Here is a 16167-nt window from a genome sequence, read left to right as displayed (position 1 = left end):
TAAGGGAGTGTTGACGGAAGTCAGGTGCATCCGGGCACTGCAAGGATTATTCGGGGAAAAGAGGCCAAGATGCTGGTGTTCTGGGAGCAGAGGCTTGCGTTTCTCGCGACGCCGAAGACCGGGTCGACGGCAATTGCGGCTGCGCTCGAATCGCTGGCGGCGGTGTCGATCCAGCGGCCTCCCCTTTTGAAGCACACCACGGTCCATCGCTATCGGCGCTTCATCGGCCCGTTTCTCGAGGCCGCGTCGAAGGACAATTTCACCCTGGTCGCCCTGATGCGCGAGCCGACGGATTGGCTTGGGTCATGGTACCGCTTCCGCCAGCGGGACGAGACCGATGTCGGGAAGTCGACAAAGGGAATGTCGTTCGACGACTTCGTGCGGGCCTGGTGCCAGGACCCGCGACCAGATTTTGCCGATGTCGGCAGCCAGGGGAAGTTCCTACGGCCAAGGCAGGGCGTCGGTGTCGACCGCCTGTTCCGCTATGAAGAGATCGGCAGCTTCGTCCAGTTCCTGGAAGAGCGCCTGAATTGCGAGGTCATCCTGCCCCGGCTGAACGTCTCTCCGCCCGGGGCCACCGAGATCACTGCGGAAACCGCTGCCAGGTTGCAGGAGGTCGCGGCCGAGGACTTTGGGCTATATGCGACCCTTTCCGCTTAGGCGTCTGGTTGCCGGTCGGGGCATCGGGGCATGACAGGTGCGGGGAAAGCAGATAACTTGCGCGGCAAGGGGCGCCCGAAAAGGGTGACTAGACCCCATGAGGCATGAAAGGGCGGTATTATGACCGACAGGATGATGACGCGGCGCGGGCTGTTGCTGGGTGCCGGGGCCGTGGTTGCGACGGGTGCGCTTGCAGGGTGCAACAACGGGATCGGGTCGAACGGGGCGAGCCAGATCGAGGCGCGGGTTGCCGCGACCGAGGAGTTCCTGTTCGCCCAGTTCCCCGGCACGCGGGACCTGGCCAGCCGGGCCGCCGGGGTGCTCTACATGCCCCTGATGACCGAGGTCGGTGCCGGCTTCGGCGGGGCCTTCGGGCGCGGCGCGCTGCGGATCCAGGGGGTGACGGTCGACTACTATTCGGCGGCGAAGGGCTCGTTTGGATTGCAGATCGGGGCCCAGCAGTATGCCCACGCGCTGTTCTTCATGACCCCCGCGGCGCTGGAAAGCTTCCGGCGGTCATCGGGCTGGGCGGCGGGGGCGGACATCCGCTATGCGAGCCCCGAGGAAGGGGCCTCGATCGGCAAGCAGACGACCGAGTTGGACGAGGTCATCGCGATGGTCTTCGGGCAGCAGGGGCTGATTGCTGGGGCCTCTTTGGCCGGGATCAAGTATACGCGGATCATTCCTTGAGAAGTGTCCACGGTGGACAATCGGACAAGCGTAAATACTTTCAATAGCTTGTCCGAGGACGTTCACACTTTCTTAACCGGCCTGGTCCACCGCTGACAGAAGCGTCGGCGGCCTTCGGGTTGGGTATCCTGCGCTGGACGCAGGGTGGCACGCGGGAGTATTCTTGCGGAGCAAACCCATTTTCAGAAAGGATCCTTGCGATGGCTATTCCGTCATCCGTGCTCAGGGGGTCGGTCGGCTTTGGCGGCCAGAACCAGCGTGCCGACGTGCAGCTTGTCCAGACTCTGTTGAACGCAGTCCCGGCTGCGCGCGGCGGTGCGTTTCCGGCGCTGGCCACCGACGGGCTTTGCGGGCCGATGACCGCCGGAGCGATCCGGCGCTTCCAGTCAGCCAACCAGTGCCTGGCCGACAGCCGGATCGACGTGGCGGGCAAGACCGAACGGACGCTGTTGCTGCTGCTGGACCAGCTTGGCAAGCTTGCGGCGCTGCTGGGCGGGATGACCGGGCCGGCCCCCGCCCCGCAGCTGCCTGCCGGACCGACGCAGGCTGGTCCGAACTCTCCGGTCAGGCGGCGGTATGTGCAGACGGCGAAGTCCCTGGTGCCGCCGACCGGCCTGACAGTCGGCGGCAGCGGTCCCAAGGGGGCCACGGGATGCGGCGAGTTTCCGGGGCGGGTCTTCAACCGGCTTCCGGTGATCCCGCCAGGCCAGCCGGGCGCCTTCAAGGTGCAGGTGGCCGGTGCCGGGACCTTGTACCTGACCTCGCCCACGACCTGGTGGGAGCAGCTAGCACAGTCCGTCGACACGCAATACGGCCCGGTGAAGAAATGCTGGGGGCCCTTCGCGGGCGGCAATCGTCCCTTGCCGGGCGACATCTATCTCTTGGCGCAATACGACAAACCGGGGCAGTTCCAGCATGTCGGCGTGATCCTGGATGCCACGGGCAGCGAGTGGACCACCGGCGACGGCGGCCAGGGGAATGGCTGGCAGTCGGGCATGGTCAGACGCCAGTTCCAGGAGGACGGGGTGATCACCGGCGAGTTCGGCAACAAGGCGCGGCTGAAGGGCTGGGTGGACCTGGACAACCTCTATGCCGTGGCGCAGGCAAGCTTTCCGGTGCTGTGAGGGTCGTAGGGTGGGCGATATCGCCCACCCTACGCTTGCGCCCTATTTCAGGCGCCGGATCAGGCTGGAGGTGTCGTTCCGGCCTCCGCCCATCAGTTGCACGTCCTTGTAGAACTGGTCCACCAGCGCGGTCACCGGAAGGCGCGCGCCGATCTGGTCGGCGGTGTCGAGGCAGATGCCAAGGTCCTTGCGCATCCAGTCGACAGCGAAACCGAAGTCGAATGTGTCGGCCAGCATCGTCTTGTGGCGGTTGACCATCTGCCACGACCCTGCAGCACCCTGGGAGATCACCTCGACCACCTTTTCGCCGTCAAGGCCCGCCTTCTGCCCGAAGGCCAGCGCCTCGGACAGGCCCTGCATCAGGCCGGCGATGCAGATCTGGTTCATCATCTTGGCCAGCTGCCCGGCCCCGCTGTCGCCGATCAGGCGGCAGATCCGGGCATAGGACGCCATCACCGGCTCGGCCCGCGCATAGTCGGCAGGGGCGCCGCCGCACATGATGGAAAGCTGGCCATTTTCAGCCCCCGCCTGCCCGCCCGAAACAGGCGCGTCGACGTAGTGCAGGCCAAGATCCACTGCCCTGGTGGCGAGTTCACGGGTGATCCGGGCCGAAACCGTCGTGTGGTCCACGAAGACCGCGCCCTTCGACATGCCCGAAAACGCGCCGCCCGGCCCGGTGCAGACCTGGGCCAGGTCATCGTCGTTGCCGACGCAGGCCATGACGAACTCGGCCCCCGTCGCCGCCTCGCGCGGGGTGGCGGCGGCGGTTCCCCGGTGCCTTTCGGTCCAGGCCTGTGCCTTTGCAGGGGTGCGGTTGTAGACCGTCACCGCATGCCCCTTGGCGGCCAGATGTCCGGCCATCGGGAACCCCATGACTCCGAGCCCCAGAAATGCAACCTTCGCCATGTGCGCCCCCCTGCTGTTGCCCTTGACCGGCGCTTCGACTAGGTACCGATCCGGTTCCCGCCGTCAAGGAGAGGCCTGAATGGACTGGGCCAAATGCTGACCGCCTTTCGCTGGCTGATAAGGATCGTCTCGGGCTTGATCGCTCTTGGCCTCGTCGTGGCGTTTCTGGCCTATTACATCCTGTCGCGGTCGCTGGTCGACTATGACGAGGATTTCACCGTTTCGGGGATCACCGCGCCGGTCGAGATCGTGCGCAACAACGACAACGTGCCCCATATCTTCGGCCAGACCGATGAAGACGTGTTCTATGCGCTGGGATTTGCCCATGCGCAGGACCGGCTGTGGCAGATGACCATGCTGCGGCGGACGGCGCAGGGGCGGCTGTCGGAAATCTTCGGGCCAGCGACGGTCAAGGTCGACGAGCTGATGCGGCGCTATGACCTTTACGGGTTGGCGCTGCAATCGACCGAGGTGCAGGACGAGGCCACCACCCGCGCGCTGAAGGCCTATGCGGCCGGGGTGAACGCCTGGATCGGCGAGGTCAACAAGGGCGCGCGCGGGCGTGGCGCGCCGGAGTTCTTCCTCTTTGAGCCGGAGATCTCGGTCTGGGCCCCGGCGGATTCCATCGCGATCCTGAAGCTGATGGCGCTGCAGCTGTCCAGCGCCTTGCAGACCGAGGTGTTGCGGGCCCGCGTCTCGCTTCTGTTGCCGAACGCGCGGCTGGCCGACATTCTGCCGGACGATCCCAGACAGGGCGTCATGGCGCTGCCGGACTATGCCAGCCTGGTGCCGGGGGTGCCGCCCCTTGTCGCGCCGCTGGACTTCGCCGAAGGACCGTTCTCGCCAGTGGCGGCACCGGGGATGGCGGGGGCGTCGAATTCCTGGGCGGCGATGCCGGAACGATCCGCGGCGGGAGGAAGCCTTCTGGCCAACGATCCGCACCTGGGGCTGACGGCGCCGACGATCTGGTATCTGGCGCGGCTGGAGCTGAGATCGGGAGCGGTGATCGGCGGGACGATCCCGGGGGTGCCACTGGTGCTGGTCGGGCGGTCCGAGACCTTGGGCTGGGGGCTGACGACGGCCTACGTCGATGATCAGGACGTGGTGATCGAGGCGCTGAACCCGGAGAACCCGGAGGAATACCAGACGCCCGAAGGCTGGGCGGGTTTCGAGGGTCGGCAGTCGATCATCCGGGTCAAGGGTGCCGAGCCGGTGACGGTGACGCTGCGCTGGTCGCGGAACGGGCCGATCCTGCCGGGCGGGCACTATGATCTGGGCTCGATCACCCCCGGCGGACATGTGGCAGCGGTCAGCTGGACGGCGCTGTCCGGGGCCGACACTTCGATCAGCGGCGCGATGGCACTGATGAAGGCGCAAGACATCCCCGAGGCGCTGGAAGCGGGGCGGCTGGTGCTGGCCCCGGCGCAGAATGTGATGCTGGCGGACGGGACGGGGATTGCGCTGCAGGTGATGGGGGCGCTGCCGGCGCGCGATGCGGGGCATCCGTCGCAGGGGCGGCTGCCGGCGCTGGGGTCGGACGCGCGGGTCGGCTTCAAGGGAGTGCTGCGCTATGAGGAGAACCCGCGGGTGGTAAGTCCGGCTTCGGGCCTGCTGGGCAACACCAACAACAAGACGGTGGACCGGCCCTTCCCCAATCACGTGAGCTTCGACTGGGGCGACACGCAGCGCATCCAGCGGTGGCTGACGCTGATGAAGGCGCGCGAAGTCCACACGCGGGAAAGCTTCATCGAGGCGCAGCTGGATACGGTGAACCCGACGGCGCGGTCGCTGCTGCCGCTGATCGGGGCGGACCTGTGGTTCACTGGCGAAGCGGCACCGGAGGGCACGCCGGAACGTCTGCGGCAGCGGGCGCTGATCCTCTTGGCGGAATGGAACGGCGAGATGAACGAGCATCTGCCGGAACCGCTGATCGCAGAGGCCTGGATGCGGGCACTGATGAAGCGGCTGATCCAGGACGACCTGGGGGCGATGGCGGACAGCTTTACCCATATCTCCCCTGTCTTCATCGAGCGGGTCTATCGCAACGTGGGCGGGGCGAGCGTGTGGTGCGACGTGATCCAGTCGGCGGCAGTGGAAAGCTGCACCGACATTTCCCGGATCGCACTGGACGAGGCGCTGTTGCAGTTGACCGAGCGCTACGGGAACAACCTGGAGAGCTGGCGCTGGGGCGACGCGCACCTGGCGACGCATGACCACCCGGTGCTGGGTGAGGTGGCGTTCGTCAAGTATTTCGTCAACATCCGGCAATCGACCAGCGGCGGGGACGACACGCTGATGCGGGGGGTCACCCGTGGCGACGGGTCCGAGCCTTACCAGAACGTCCATTCGGCAGGCTATCGGGGGGTCTATGATTTCGCCGACCCCGACAGCTCGGTCTTCATCACGGCCACGGGGCAGTCGGGGCACCCCCTCTCGCGCCACTACGACGACCTGGGCGAACTTTGGCGGCGGGGCGAGTATATCCCGATGTCGCTGGACCCCGAACTGGCGCGGGCGGCGGCGGCGGGCATCATGGTGCTGACACCAGAGGGGCCATGACCGGGGTCCTGACCTTGCGGACCGCGCGGCTGATCTTGCGGCAGGCGGTCTGGGAGGATCTGGAAGCGGTGCACCGGCTGATGTCGGACCCGCGTATCATGCGTTACTGGTCACGGCCCGAGCATGAGACGCTGGAGGAGACGCGGGCCTGGCTGGGCTTTCTGGTCGACCAGGCACCGGACAGCCGGGACTGGCTGATCGAGAAGGACGGCGCGGTGATCGGCAAGGCAGGGGCCTGGGTCTTGCCGGAGGTGGGGTTCCTGCTGCATCCCGATCATTGGGGGCAAGGTCTGGCGCAGGAGGCGATGGTGGCGGTCATCGCCGCGCTGGAGGCGGAGTTCCCTGCCCTGCCCGCGCTGACCGCCGAGGTCGATCCGCGCAATGCGGCCTCGCTGCGGCTTCTGGGCCGGTTGGGCTTCCGCGAGACGCATCGGGCAGAGCGGACCCTGCTTTGGCGCGACGAATGGTGTGACAGCATCTATCTGGCGCGCGCCCGGACCTGAGGCACCGCGCGGGTAACGGCGGCTTTCAAACAGAGCGGCTTGCGCCGCAAGTCTTTTGTCTCGCGCTTTTGCGTGAAGGACGCAAAAGCGCTCGGGATTGCCTCCGGCGGAGATATTTCCGCACAGGAAATGCGGTCTTAGGTCGCGCGGCGCTGTGCGAGCGCCCAGGCCGCAGCGACGGCGGTGAGGGTCAGGGCCAGGGGCGAATGGAGCGGGTGGAGGAAAAGCGCGCGCAGCGGTTCGGTCCCCGCCCAAGTGGTGCCGAAGTCGATGGTGAAAGGTTGAATCATCGAGTCGGCGGCCAGGAGCCAAAGAAATACGAGGGGCGGAGACGGCGGGCGAGCGCGGCGGCCAGCGGGATCGGCAAGGTTGCCAGGACGGCGGTCAGGGCGAGGTCGCCGAGGGTGACCTTGAGGCCGGGATAAAGCGGGAAGCCCTGGCCGAGGTAGTCGCCGGGGATGCCGAGAAGGGCGTGGACCCAGAGCGTCCCGGCCGCCGTGGCCCAGAGTGCGGCGAGACGGAGGATCATCGCTCCCCCTGCCCTGGGACGGTTCCTATGGCTGCGGGGGATGCCTCCGGCGGGGATACTTGGGCAAAGATGAAAGGCGCTGGTCGTGGTGGGTTTGGCGGGAGGAGCCTCCGGCGCGGGTATTTCGGCCAGTCTGAAAAGCGGATCGGGCGGCAGGAGTGGGGACCGTGAAAGCGGCCGGGGCGGACCGGGGCGGACCGGGGCGCCGGGTCCTGGGGCAGGTCCGGTCACAGGCGGCGGAAGCGGTTCTGCTGGCGGGCGGTCCAGCGTACGGTAAGATGCCAGCCCTCCTCGGCCTCGGTTTCGTGCTGGACGATGTTCTGCTCGTGGAGCCAGGCCCGTTTGCGGCCCTGGTCGAACGCGATGGTGAGTGCGGCCTCCGTCCTGTCGGCGTCCAGAGTCGCAGAGATCAGGGTCAGGAGTTTCTCGACGCCCTCGCCGGTCAGGGCCGACACGGGCAGGACGCGGGGGCGTAGGGCGGCCTGCGCGCTGAGCGCCTCGCGTTGGGAGGCGTCGACGAGGTCGAGCTTGTTCCAGACCTCGATCTGGGGCGTATCCTCACCGACGCCGAGGGAGGTGAGGATGTCGGCCACGTCGGCGGCCTGTTCCCCCGTCTCGGGATGCGAGATGTCGCGGACGTGGAGGATGAGATCGGCGGAAAGCACCTCTTCCAGCGTCGCGCGGAAGGCGGCGACGAGCTGGGTGGGCAGGTCCGATATGAAGCCCACGGTGTCGGAAAGGATGATCTTGGCCCCCGTGGGCAGGGTCACGCCGCGCATCGTGGGGTCGAGGGTCGCAAAGAGCATGTCCTTGGCCAGAACCTCGGCCCCGGTGATCCGGTTGAAGAGCGTCGACTTGCCGGCGTTGGTGTAGCCGACAAGGGCCACGATCGGGAACGGAACCTTGGCGCGGGCGGCGCGGTGCAACTCACGCGTCTTCACCACCTGTTCCAGCTGGCGCTTGAGCCGGATCACCTGGTCGTCGATGGCGCGGCGGTCGGATTCGATCTGGGTTTCGCCCGGACCGCCGACAAAGCCGAAGCCGCCGCGCTGGCGTTCGAGGTGGGTCCAGGCGCGGACAAGGCGGGTGCGCTGGTAGCTGAGGGCGGCGAGTTCGACCTGCAGGACGCCTTCGCGGGTGCGGGCGCGGTCGGCGAAGATTTCCAGGATCAGCGAGGTCCGGTCAAGCAGCTTGACGCCCCATTCCTTTTCCAGGTTGCGCTGCTGGACCGGCGAGACGGTCCCATCGACGATGACAAGGTCGATGTGGTCGTCGTGGAAGCGGTCCTTCAGCTCGGCCACCTTGCCAGAGCCAAGGAGCGTGCCGGGGGCAACACGGGCGAGGCGGATGACTTCAGCGCCGCGCACTTCCAGCTCTGGCAGAGCCGCGGCAAGCGAGACCGCCTCGGCCAGTCCGTGTTCGGGCAGGCGGCGGGCGTTGGACGACTTCAGCGCCGGATGCAGGACGAAGGTCCGCGTCGGCTGCGCGGCAGTGTCGCGCAGGCGCTGACCCTCGCGCTTGGCGAGCAGATCGTCGTCATCCTGGGGCGGTCTGGAGATCAGTCTTCCCCTTCATAGAGGCTGATCGGCGCGCCCGGCATGATGGTGGAGATCGCATGCTTGTAGACCAGTTGCGATTGACCGTCGCGGCGCAGAAGCACGCAGAAATTGTCAAACCAGGTGATCACGCCCTGCAGCTTGACGCCGTTGATCAGGAAGATCGTCACCGGGACCTTGGCTTTGCGGACATGATTGAGAAAGGCGTCTTGCAGGTTTTGCTTGTCAGCGGCCATCGTTCTTGTGCCTTGTTTTTCTAGCGCTTCACTGTCGCGTCGTGGTCGTTCTTCGTTGCCCTGTTCGTGCCGCTTGTCACGGCTAGGCCAAGTATGAAGCGGGCGCGCAGGAGTTTCCAGCGCAAAAAATCAGGCTCTTAGCCGTGCGGGACTAGCGGCGGCCGCGACTGGGCAGGATCAGGGCGAGAAGGGCCAGCGTCTCGAGCCGTCCGACGACCATCGCCACCCCGAGGATGATCTTAACCGGCTCGCCGAGATCCTGATAGACGATGGGCTGGGCCGCGCCCAGTTGCGCCAGCTGGCCTGTCGTGGTCAGGGCGGCGATGGCAAGGACCATCGTCTGCTCGAAACCAACCCCGTTCAGCAGAAGAAGGGCGGAAACCACCGCGACGGAGGTGGCGAAGAGCATGAAGAAGACCCAGGCGAATTGTGCGCCCTCTCGCCGGAGGCGACGGGCCTCGGTGCCGCCGCGACCGATGGAGTTCGGATGGATGATCTTTTCCAGTTCACGCTCGCCGTGGCGAAAGAGTGCGTAGACCCGGAGAAGCTTGACGCCACCGGCTGCCGTGGCGGTACCGCCACCGATGATGGCAAGACCGAGGAGGACAAGGCCAGGGGTGCCGATGCCGGACCAGTTGGCGGCGGTCTGCCAGTGGGAGGAGACATAGCCGGTGGTTGTCAGGAAAGAGGCGGCGGTGAAGAGGATGCCCCAGAACGAGGGCAGGACTTCAGCGGCGTCGCCATCGGTTTCGGTCGCGACGAACCAGTGGCGCAGAAAGAGGATCAGCGTCACGGTCAGGACCAGAAGTGCGGCAAGACGCAGTTCGGGGTCCTGCAGAAGCGGGCGGCGGTTCTCGGCCAGGCGGACACCGGGCAGCGCGCGGCGGGTGACTGCGAAGGCAAGACAGAGAAAGATCAGAAGCTCTCCCAGCACGCCGGCGCCGGCTTCCTGAAAGGCAGTGCGGCCGGTGATGCCCGAGGTGGAAAGCGTGCCCATCGCGTGGATCAGCGCCGAAATCCCGCTTTCACCCAGCAGCAGGAGACCGCACCACAACAGGAAGGTGATCGAGCCGTAGACCGGAAAGAGCATCAGCGCAAAGCGGGTCAGCCGGAAAGCGGGGTCGGCGGTGCGGGCGACCTGGGCGGTGCCCACGGCCCCGCGACCGGGGACGCGGCCGGACGACACCTCGGTCCCGCCAAGGTTCAGCGGAGCGAGGATCGCGTAGGCGGCAAGGATGATGAGGAAGCCGCCGAACCACCCCACGGTCGCGCGCCAGAGGTGGATCGCATCGGCCAGCCGGTCCGGCGGGTAGACAGTGGCGCCCGTGGTGGTGAAGGCCGAGACCATCTCGAACCATGCGTTGACCATCGAGGTGTCGGGCAAGGCCTCACGCAAGGGGAGCGCGAGGGCGAAGGGCAGAAAGGCATAGGCGAGCACCAGTGCCGCCAGGTGGCTGCGCGCGGGATCGCGCGGCAGATAGGCAGCGGTGGCGATGCCAAGCATCACCGTGATGACCAGAAGGATCAGCGCGGAATAGAGAAAGTCGCGGGCGTGTTCGTTGTCGTTCACACCGAAGGCATAGATCGCCGGTACCAGCGCTATGGCCCCCGAAAGGCCGAGGAGCACCACCAGAAGCGGCAGTTCTGCCAGCCGCGCCAGCATCAGAAGAAGTCGATGGAGACTTGCAGGAGGCGCTCGACCTCGGGCACGTCCTTGGCCATTGCAAAGAGCGCAATCACATCGCCGGCCTCGATCCTGAGGTCGCCGGTGGGCTTCAGGACCTTGTCGCCCTTCATCACCGCGCCGACCAGCACACCTTCGGGGAATTCGATGTCGCGCACGAGGCGACCGGCCAGCGGCGAGGTGGACAGGACCTGCGCCTCGATCATCTCGGCCTCGGCGTCGCCGATGGAGTAGACCGCGCGGACCCGACCGTGACGGATGTGGCGCAGGATCGACGAGACGGTGGTAGCCCGCGGGTTGATGTAGGCGTCGATGTCCAGAGGCGCCATCAGGGGGGCGAGTGTGGGATCGTTGACCAGCGCAATGGTCATCTGGCAGCCCGCCTGCTTGGCACGCACGGCGACGAGGAGGTTGGTCTTGTCGTCGTCGGTCACGGCAAGGATCGCATCCGCCCGGTCGATCGATGCCTCCATCAGCAGATCGATGTCCATCCCGTCGCCGTTCAGCACGATCGTGCGTTCCAGCGCGTCGGCCGCGGCTTCGGCGGTGGCTCGGTCCTTTTCGATGATCTTGGCGCGGATGCGGTCGGTCCGGGCTTCCAGGGCACGGGCCACGGCAAGGCCCACGTTGCCCCCACCGACGATCACCACGCGTTCCTGCTTTTTCGTCTTCTTGCCGAAGATTTCCAGGGCCCGATTCACGTCCTCGAAATGGGTGAAGACGTAGATCTGATCCTCGGCATATAGCTGGTCGCCTGGGTCGGGCGCGAAAAGCCGGTCCTCGCGGCGGATGCCGACGACGATGGCGCGGAGGGTCGAGAAGAGCTCGTTCAGCTGACGCAGGGGCGTGTTCAGGACCGGGCAATCCTCGGTCAGCTGGATGCCCAGAAGCTGCGCCCGGCCATTCATGAAGCTTTCGGTGTCGAAGGTCGCGGGCGCGGCCAGACGTTGCAGGGCCGCCTCTGCCACTTCGCGTTCCGGGGAGATCACCACGTCGATGGCCAGGCCTTCCTGGTTCGTCAGGGTGCCGTAAAGCGGATCAAGGTAGTTCTGCGCCCGGATGCGGGCGATCTTGCGGGTGACGTTGAACACGACATGGGCCACCTGGCAGGTGACCATGTTGACTTCGTCGGAATGGGTGGCGGCGATCAGCATGTCGGCGTCACGCGCGCCCGCCTTGGCCAGAGTGTCCGGGTGGCTGGCAAAGCCAACGACGCCCTGGACGTCCAGCGTATCCGTTGCGCGGCGGACGAGGTCGGCATTCGTGTCGACAAGGGTGACGTCGTTCTTTTCGCCGGAGAGGTGGCGGGCGATCTGCCAGCCGACCTGACCCGCGCCGCAGATGATCACCTTCATCAGATTCCCCGCGATCCGTCGTCTCGGACTGCATGTCAGATCACAGCGGAAGGGTCAATGTTGCGGAACTTTGGCAGCAATGGTGTCGAGGCAGCCGGAAGGTTGGTCAGGACCTCGTGGTTCCACAGGCGAAGGACGCAGACGCCTTGCGCCAGCCATGCGTCCCGCGCTGCGTCCCGGAAGAAGCCGTGATCCGTCGGCTTCGATGACCAGGCGGTGATCCGCGCAGTAAAAGTCGGCGATGTCGGGGCCGATGGGACCTTGGCGGCGGAGCTTGAGACCCATGAAGCGGCGGTTGCGAATTGCGCACCACAGGGCGCGATCGGCGGGGGTCAGTTCCTCGGCATGCGTCTGGCACGAGCCTTGGACGGGTCGCTCTGCTGCATCTATGGCTCCTCACCCTGGCCCTCTCCCCCGCGGGGAGAGGGGACGCCTGGGGGAACCGTCGCGCAATCTGGTAAGGGGCGGGAAAGCGCAACCCTTTACCCTGACCCTCTCACCCGGCGGATGTGCGGACAAGTGCAGCCTGAAGGCGGTGTCCGCGCCGGACCCGGCAGAAAGGACGGGAAGCGGCGACGCACAGGCGCTACAGGTCCCCTCTTCCCGCGGGGGCAGAGGGCGCGTGAGGGGGAGCCGTCCGACTACTCCTCGAAGTCGGAGAACCCCCTGCCCCCGCGCGTGGACCCAACGACCCCTAGCGACTTGAGCTTCCGATGCAGCGCCGAGCGCTCCATGCCGACGAAGCTTGCCGTACGGCTGATGTTGCCGCCGAACCTGTTGATCTGGGTCAGCAGGTATTCCCGTTCGAAAAGCTCGCGTGCCTCGCGCAATGGCAGTGTCGCTACGGTACCGGAGAGCGAAAGCGCGCTTTCCGTTTCGGCCTTGGGTTCGTTGCCGGGGATCTCGGCCGCCTCGATCGGACCCGTACCGTCACCGAGGATCAGGATACGCTCGATCACATTCCTGAGCTGCCGGATATTGCCGGGCCAGGGAAGAGTCTGCAGGACCGTGGTCGCCTCATCCGACAGGCTGCGGTTCGGCAGGCCCTGGGTCCGGTGGAACCAGTCGATGAAGTGACGGGTGAGTTCCGGCACGTCCTCGCGTCTGGCTGAGAGCGAGGGGACAGCGATGGGGACGACGTTCAGGCGATCATAAAGTTCCTGTCGAAACCGGCCGATGCCGATTTCCGTTCTCAGGTCCCGGCAGGTGGAGGAGATGACGCGAAGGTCGACGCGGACCTTGTCGGTGCCACCGGCGCGGGTGAACTGCTGTTCGGTCAGCACCCGGAGGATCTTGGACTGGGTGCCAAGAGGCATGTCAGCGACCTCGTCGAAATAGACGATCCCGCCATGCGCCTGTTCCAGAAGGCCGGGTTCGACGCCGCGTTCCGGGGTTTCGCGGCCGAAGAGAACCTCTTCCATCCGCTCGGGCTCGATCGAGGCCGAGGAGACGGTGATGAAGGGCGCACTCGCCCGGCTGGACTGCATGTGGATATAGCGCGCGGCCATTTCCTTGCCGGTGCCGGGCTCGCCGGTCAGCATGACGCGGGCGTTGGACTTCGTCACCTTGTCGAGGTTGCCCTTCAGCGTCTTGAAGGCAAGCGACGAGCCGACCATCTCGGCCGAGGTGACGTCGCGGCGGCGCAGTTCCTGATTTTCGCGGCGCAGGCGGCTGGTTTCCATCGCCCGGGCGACGACGACCATAAGCTGATCAATGTTGAAGGGCTTCTCGATGAAGTCGTAGGCGCCCTGCTTGATCGCGGCGACAGCAATCTCGATGTTTCCGTGACCCGAGATAATCACCACCGGAATATCGGGATTGTCGCGCTTTACGGTCTTGAGGATGTCGATCCCGTCCATCCGGCTGTCCTTGAGCCAGATGTCGAGGATCATCAGCGCGGGGGGATCGGCGTTGATCTCAGCCATGCAGTCGTCGGAATTGGCGGCGAGGCGTGTGGTGTAGCCCTCGTCCCGCAGGATGTCGCCGATCAGTTCGCGGATGTCCTGTTCGTCGTCGACGATGAGAATACTCATGCGTGGGCTTCCTTGTCGTGAGGCGTGTCGTGAGACTTGTCGGGGGGCGCGGCACCCAACGGAATCTGTGTGCGGGACCGCTTGCGCAGGGCGCGGGGCAAGCGGATTTCGGCCATCGCGCCGGGATGGTCATTGCCGTCGAAGACGGGCGCATCAAGGAGGGTAAGGGTGCCGCCGTGTTCCTCGATGATCTTCTTGACGATGGGCAGGCCAAGGCCGGTGCCCTTTTCGCGGGTGGTGACGTAGGGTTCGAACAGGCGGGCTCGGTCGGGGGGAAGGCCGGTGCCGTTATCCATGATGCGGATCACGGCCTCGGTATCGTCAGCGGAAAGCGTGACGCGGATTTCGGGTGCGAAGTTTGCGGGCTTGGACTTTTCCTGAAGCGATTCAATCGCCTCCCCGGCGTTCTTGATCAAGTTCGTGAAGGCCTGTCCGATCATCGTGGCGTCGAGGTCCAGGTGCAGCTCACCCGGAGGGATGTCCTTGACGAAGCGGACACCGGGCTGGCCGTTCTCTTGCAGCAGCACAGCACCTTTCAGGAGAGCGGCCAGGTCGCAATCGCGGCGGTCGGGTTCGGGCATCCGGGCGAACTTGGAGAACTCGTCGACGATCCGGCGCAGGTCGCCTGTCTGGCGGATGATCACGTCGGTGTATTGCTCCAGGTCCTCATGGTCGCGGACCTGGGTGGCGAACTTGCGCTTGATGCGTTCGGCGGACAGCTGGATCGGGGTGAGCGGATTCTTGATCTCGTGCGCGATGCGGCGGGCGACGTCGCCCCAGGCGGCCATGCGCTGCGCGCTGACAAGGTCGGTCACGTCGTCGAAGGCGACGACATAGCCTTCCAGATCGCCCGCTTCGCTGCGCCGGGTGGACATGCGGACAAGCAGGCTTTCCAGCTTGCCGCGCCGGGTCAGGCGAACCTCTTCCTGCACCGCCAGGCCCGCGCCGTCGCGAAGACGGTCAAAGAGCGGCGCGAATTCCGGGACGGCGGCTGCAAGGGGCATGTCGGGTCGGTCGGCGAAGTCCAGAAGCTTTTCGGCAGCACGGTTTACGAAGTCGATGTTGCCGTCGCTATCAAGGCCGATCACCCCGGCAGTCACGTTCGACAGCACGGAATCGAAAAGCCGCCGCCGGGTTTCGGTTTGGGCGTGGCTTTCGACCAATGCTTCGCGCTGGCCTTTCAACTGGCGGGTCATCTGGTTGAAGAGGCGGCCCAGGGAGGCGATTTCGTCGTCACCGTCCTCTTCCGTGACCTGCACGTCAAGATCGCCGCCGCCGACCCTTTCCGCCGCCCCTGCCAACCGACCCACGGGGCGCGAGAGGCGTTCGGCGAACCACAGGCCCAGCCAGATCGCGGCCAGGATCAGGATCAACGCAAAGCCGAGGTAGATGAGGCCGAAGTTGAAAAGCAGCCGCCCGCGTTCGGATTCAAGCTGGTTGTAGAGCTGCACGGTTTCCTGCGTCTCGTCGAGCAGGGTCAGGATCGAGCCGTCCACGGTGCGGGTGACGTAGAGGTAGCGGTCGGTGTAGGCTTCAAGGAAGATGAGGGCGCGGAACTCGTTGTTCGACCAGTCCGGGATCAGGACGGTGTTGCCCTCACGCGCGAGGGTCAGGTGTTCCTCGGTCAGCGATTCGAAGTCAAAGAGATAGGACCGTTCGCCGCGGGTCTTCAGCGCGCCGGTGCCATCGACAAGGTAGGCCTCTTTCAGCCCGCGCTGGATCACCTGCTGAGCCTGGGACAGAAGCGGGCGCAACTGGTCGTCGCGCAGGAAGGGCGTGCGGCGCTTGGCGTCGTTCAGGTAGCCGGCCAGTGTGACGACATCAGCGGCAAGGTCGTCGCGCTGCACGGCCTCATATGCCTGGGCGGCAGAGAGAGACGATCCGACGACGGACCGCACGCGGTCGGAAAACCAGCCCTCAAGCCCGATGTTGATCGACAGAACCGCGAAAACGGCGACGAGAACCGTGGGGATCAGCGCAATCAGCATGAAGACGCCCGACAGCCGCATATGCAGCCGCGAGCCTGCGGACTTCGAGCGCCGGTCGGTGATCAAGCGGGCGACACGGGCCAGGACAAGGGCGGCGATGACCAGGACGTAGATCAGGTCGGCCAGAAGGATCAGCCGCAGCGCCGGAGAGCCTGCGTCCTGATTGAAGGGGCCAAGCGCCAGAAACGTTGCAACAGCAAGGACCGGACCAAGGAAGACCAGGCCAAGGGTGACGGCCGTCTGCACCCGGCGCTGCCGCCGCAGCCGGGAAAACCTTAGCCAGACATCCCTGTGAACTGCCCGATCCACCCTGTCCCGCACGTCAGCCGGGGGTTCTACCACCC

15 protein-coding genes are annotated in these 16167 nt (G+C 65.9%); 5 read left to right on the top strand and 10 right to left on the bottom strand.

Annotation, left to right across the window (positions count from 1 at the left end):
- Positions 1-69 precede the first annotated feature (69 nt).
- The 3 genes from Q8M85_RS13885 (at position 70) to Q8M85_RS13875 (ending at position 2474) form a co-directional block, all read left to right on the top strand.
- The gene (locus tag Q8M85_RS13885; RefSeq protein ID WP_305545646.1) at positions 70-660 is read left to right on the top strand and encodes a sulfotransferase family 2 domain-containing protein; all 591 of its coding nucleotides are present in this window, start codon (positions 70-72) and stop codon (positions 658-660) included.
- A 120-nt stretch (positions 661-780) separates the two neighbouring features.
- On the top strand, positions 781-1350 hold the full coding sequence (locus Q8M85_RS13880; RefSeq protein WP_371135254.1) for a YSC84-related protein: 570 nt from the start codon (positions 781-783) through the stop codon (positions 1348-1350).
- Between the two features lie 200 nt (positions 1351-1550).
- Positions 1551-2474, top strand: a complete 924-nt coding sequence (locus Q8M85_RS13875) for a peptidoglycan-binding protein (RefSeq protein WP_305545645.1) — start codon at positions 1551-1553, stop codon at positions 2472-2474.
- A 42-nt stretch (positions 2475-2516) separates the two neighbouring features.
- Here the strand turns inward: Q8M85_RS13875 and Q8M85_RS13870 are convergent, their stop codons facing one another.
- Positions 2517-3380, bottom strand: a complete 864-nt coding sequence (locus Q8M85_RS13870) for an NAD(P)-dependent oxidoreductase (RefSeq protein WP_305545644.1) — start codon at positions 3378-3380, stop codon at positions 2517-2519.
- A gap of 93 nt (positions 3381-3473) precedes the next feature.
- Here Q8M85_RS13870 and Q8M85_RS13865 point away from each other — a divergent pair, with 93 nt between their 5' ends.
- The gene (locus Q8M85_RS13865) at positions 3474-5939 is read left to right on the top strand and encodes a penicillin acylase family protein (RefSeq protein WP_305545643.1); all 2466 of its coding nucleotides are present in this window, start codon (positions 3474-3476) and stop codon (positions 5937-5939) included.
- Complete coding sequence (locus Q8M85_RS13860) at positions 5936-6442, top strand: GNAT family N-acetyltransferase (RefSeq protein ID WP_305545641.1); 507 nt, start codon at positions 5936-5938, stop codon at positions 6440-6442. Before Q8M85_RS13865 ends, Q8M85_RS13860 begins: the two co-directional genes overlap by 4 nt.
- Before the next feature lie 137 nt (positions 6443-6579).
- Here Q8M85_RS13860 and Q8M85_RS13855 read toward each other — a convergent pair whose 3' ends face one another.
- From Q8M85_RS13855 to Q8M85_RS13820, 9 genes are all read right to left on the bottom strand, one after another.
- Positions 6580-6732 carry a hypothetical protein gene (locus Q8M85_RS13855; RefSeq protein WP_305545639.1) on the bottom strand — a complete coding sequence of 51 codons (153 nt, stop codon included), beginning with the start codon at positions 6730-6732 and terminating at the stop codon, positions 6580-6582.
- Complete coding sequence (locus tag Q8M85_RS13850) at positions 6729-6971, bottom strand: hypothetical protein (RefSeq protein WP_305545637.1); 243 nt, start codon at positions 6969-6971, stop codon at positions 6729-6731. The genes Q8M85_RS13855 and Q8M85_RS13850 overlap by 4 nt, the downstream gene beginning before the upstream one ends.
- Before the next feature lie 227 nt (positions 6972-7198).
- Positions 7199-8473, bottom strand: coding sequence for a GTPase HflX (gene hflX, locus Q8M85_RS13845; RefSeq protein WP_305546031.1), 1275 nt, complete (start codon positions 8471-8473; stop codon positions 7199-7201).
- A gap of 56 nt (positions 8474-8529) precedes the next feature.
- Complete coding sequence (gene hfq, locus Q8M85_RS13840) at positions 8530-8763, bottom strand: RNA chaperone Hfq (protein ID WP_008028786.1); 234 nt, start codon at positions 8761-8763, stop codon at positions 8530-8532.
- A gap of 151 nt (positions 8764-8914) precedes the next feature.
- On the bottom strand, positions 8915-10426 hold the full coding sequence (locus Q8M85_RS13835) for a potassium transporter TrkG (protein WP_305545633.1): 1512 nt from the start codon (positions 10424-10426) through the stop codon (positions 8915-8917).
- Entirely contained in the window at positions 10426-11802 is a 1377-nt protein-coding gene (gene trkA, locus Q8M85_RS13830) for a Trk system potassium transporter TrkA (RefSeq protein WP_305545631.1), read from the bottom strand. Before trkA ends, Q8M85_RS13835 begins: the two co-directional genes overlap by 1 nt.
- Positions 11803-11856: 54 nt before the next feature.
- Positions 11857-12138, bottom strand: a complete 282-nt coding sequence (locus tag Q8M85_RS23390) for a DUF559 domain-containing protein (RefSeq protein ID WP_371135263.1) — start codon at positions 12136-12138, stop codon at positions 11857-11859.
- Positions 12139-12443: 305 nt separating this feature from the next.
- Positions 12444-13835, bottom strand: a complete 1392-nt coding sequence (locus Q8M85_RS13825; RefSeq protein WP_305545629.1) for a sigma-54 dependent transcriptional regulator — start codon at positions 13833-13835, stop codon at positions 12444-12446.
- Positions 13832-16132 carry a PAS domain-containing sensor histidine kinase gene (locus Q8M85_RS13820; protein ID WP_305546030.1) on the bottom strand — a complete coding sequence of 767 codons (2301 nt, stop codon included), beginning with the start codon at positions 16130-16132 and terminating at the stop codon, positions 13832-13834. The genes Q8M85_RS13825 and Q8M85_RS13820 overlap by 4 nt, the downstream gene beginning before the upstream one ends.
- Positions 16133-16167 lie beyond the last annotated feature (35 nt).

The organism is Tabrizicola sp., from assembly GCF_030694085.1.
In the GTDB taxonomy this organism is placed as follows: domain Bacteria; phylum Pseudomonadota; class Alphaproteobacteria; order Rhodobacterales; family Rhodobacteraceae; genus Tabrizicola.
The sequence above is the reverse complement of the archived record's forward strand: the minus strand, read 5'-3'. Positions and strand labels throughout refer to the sequence as shown.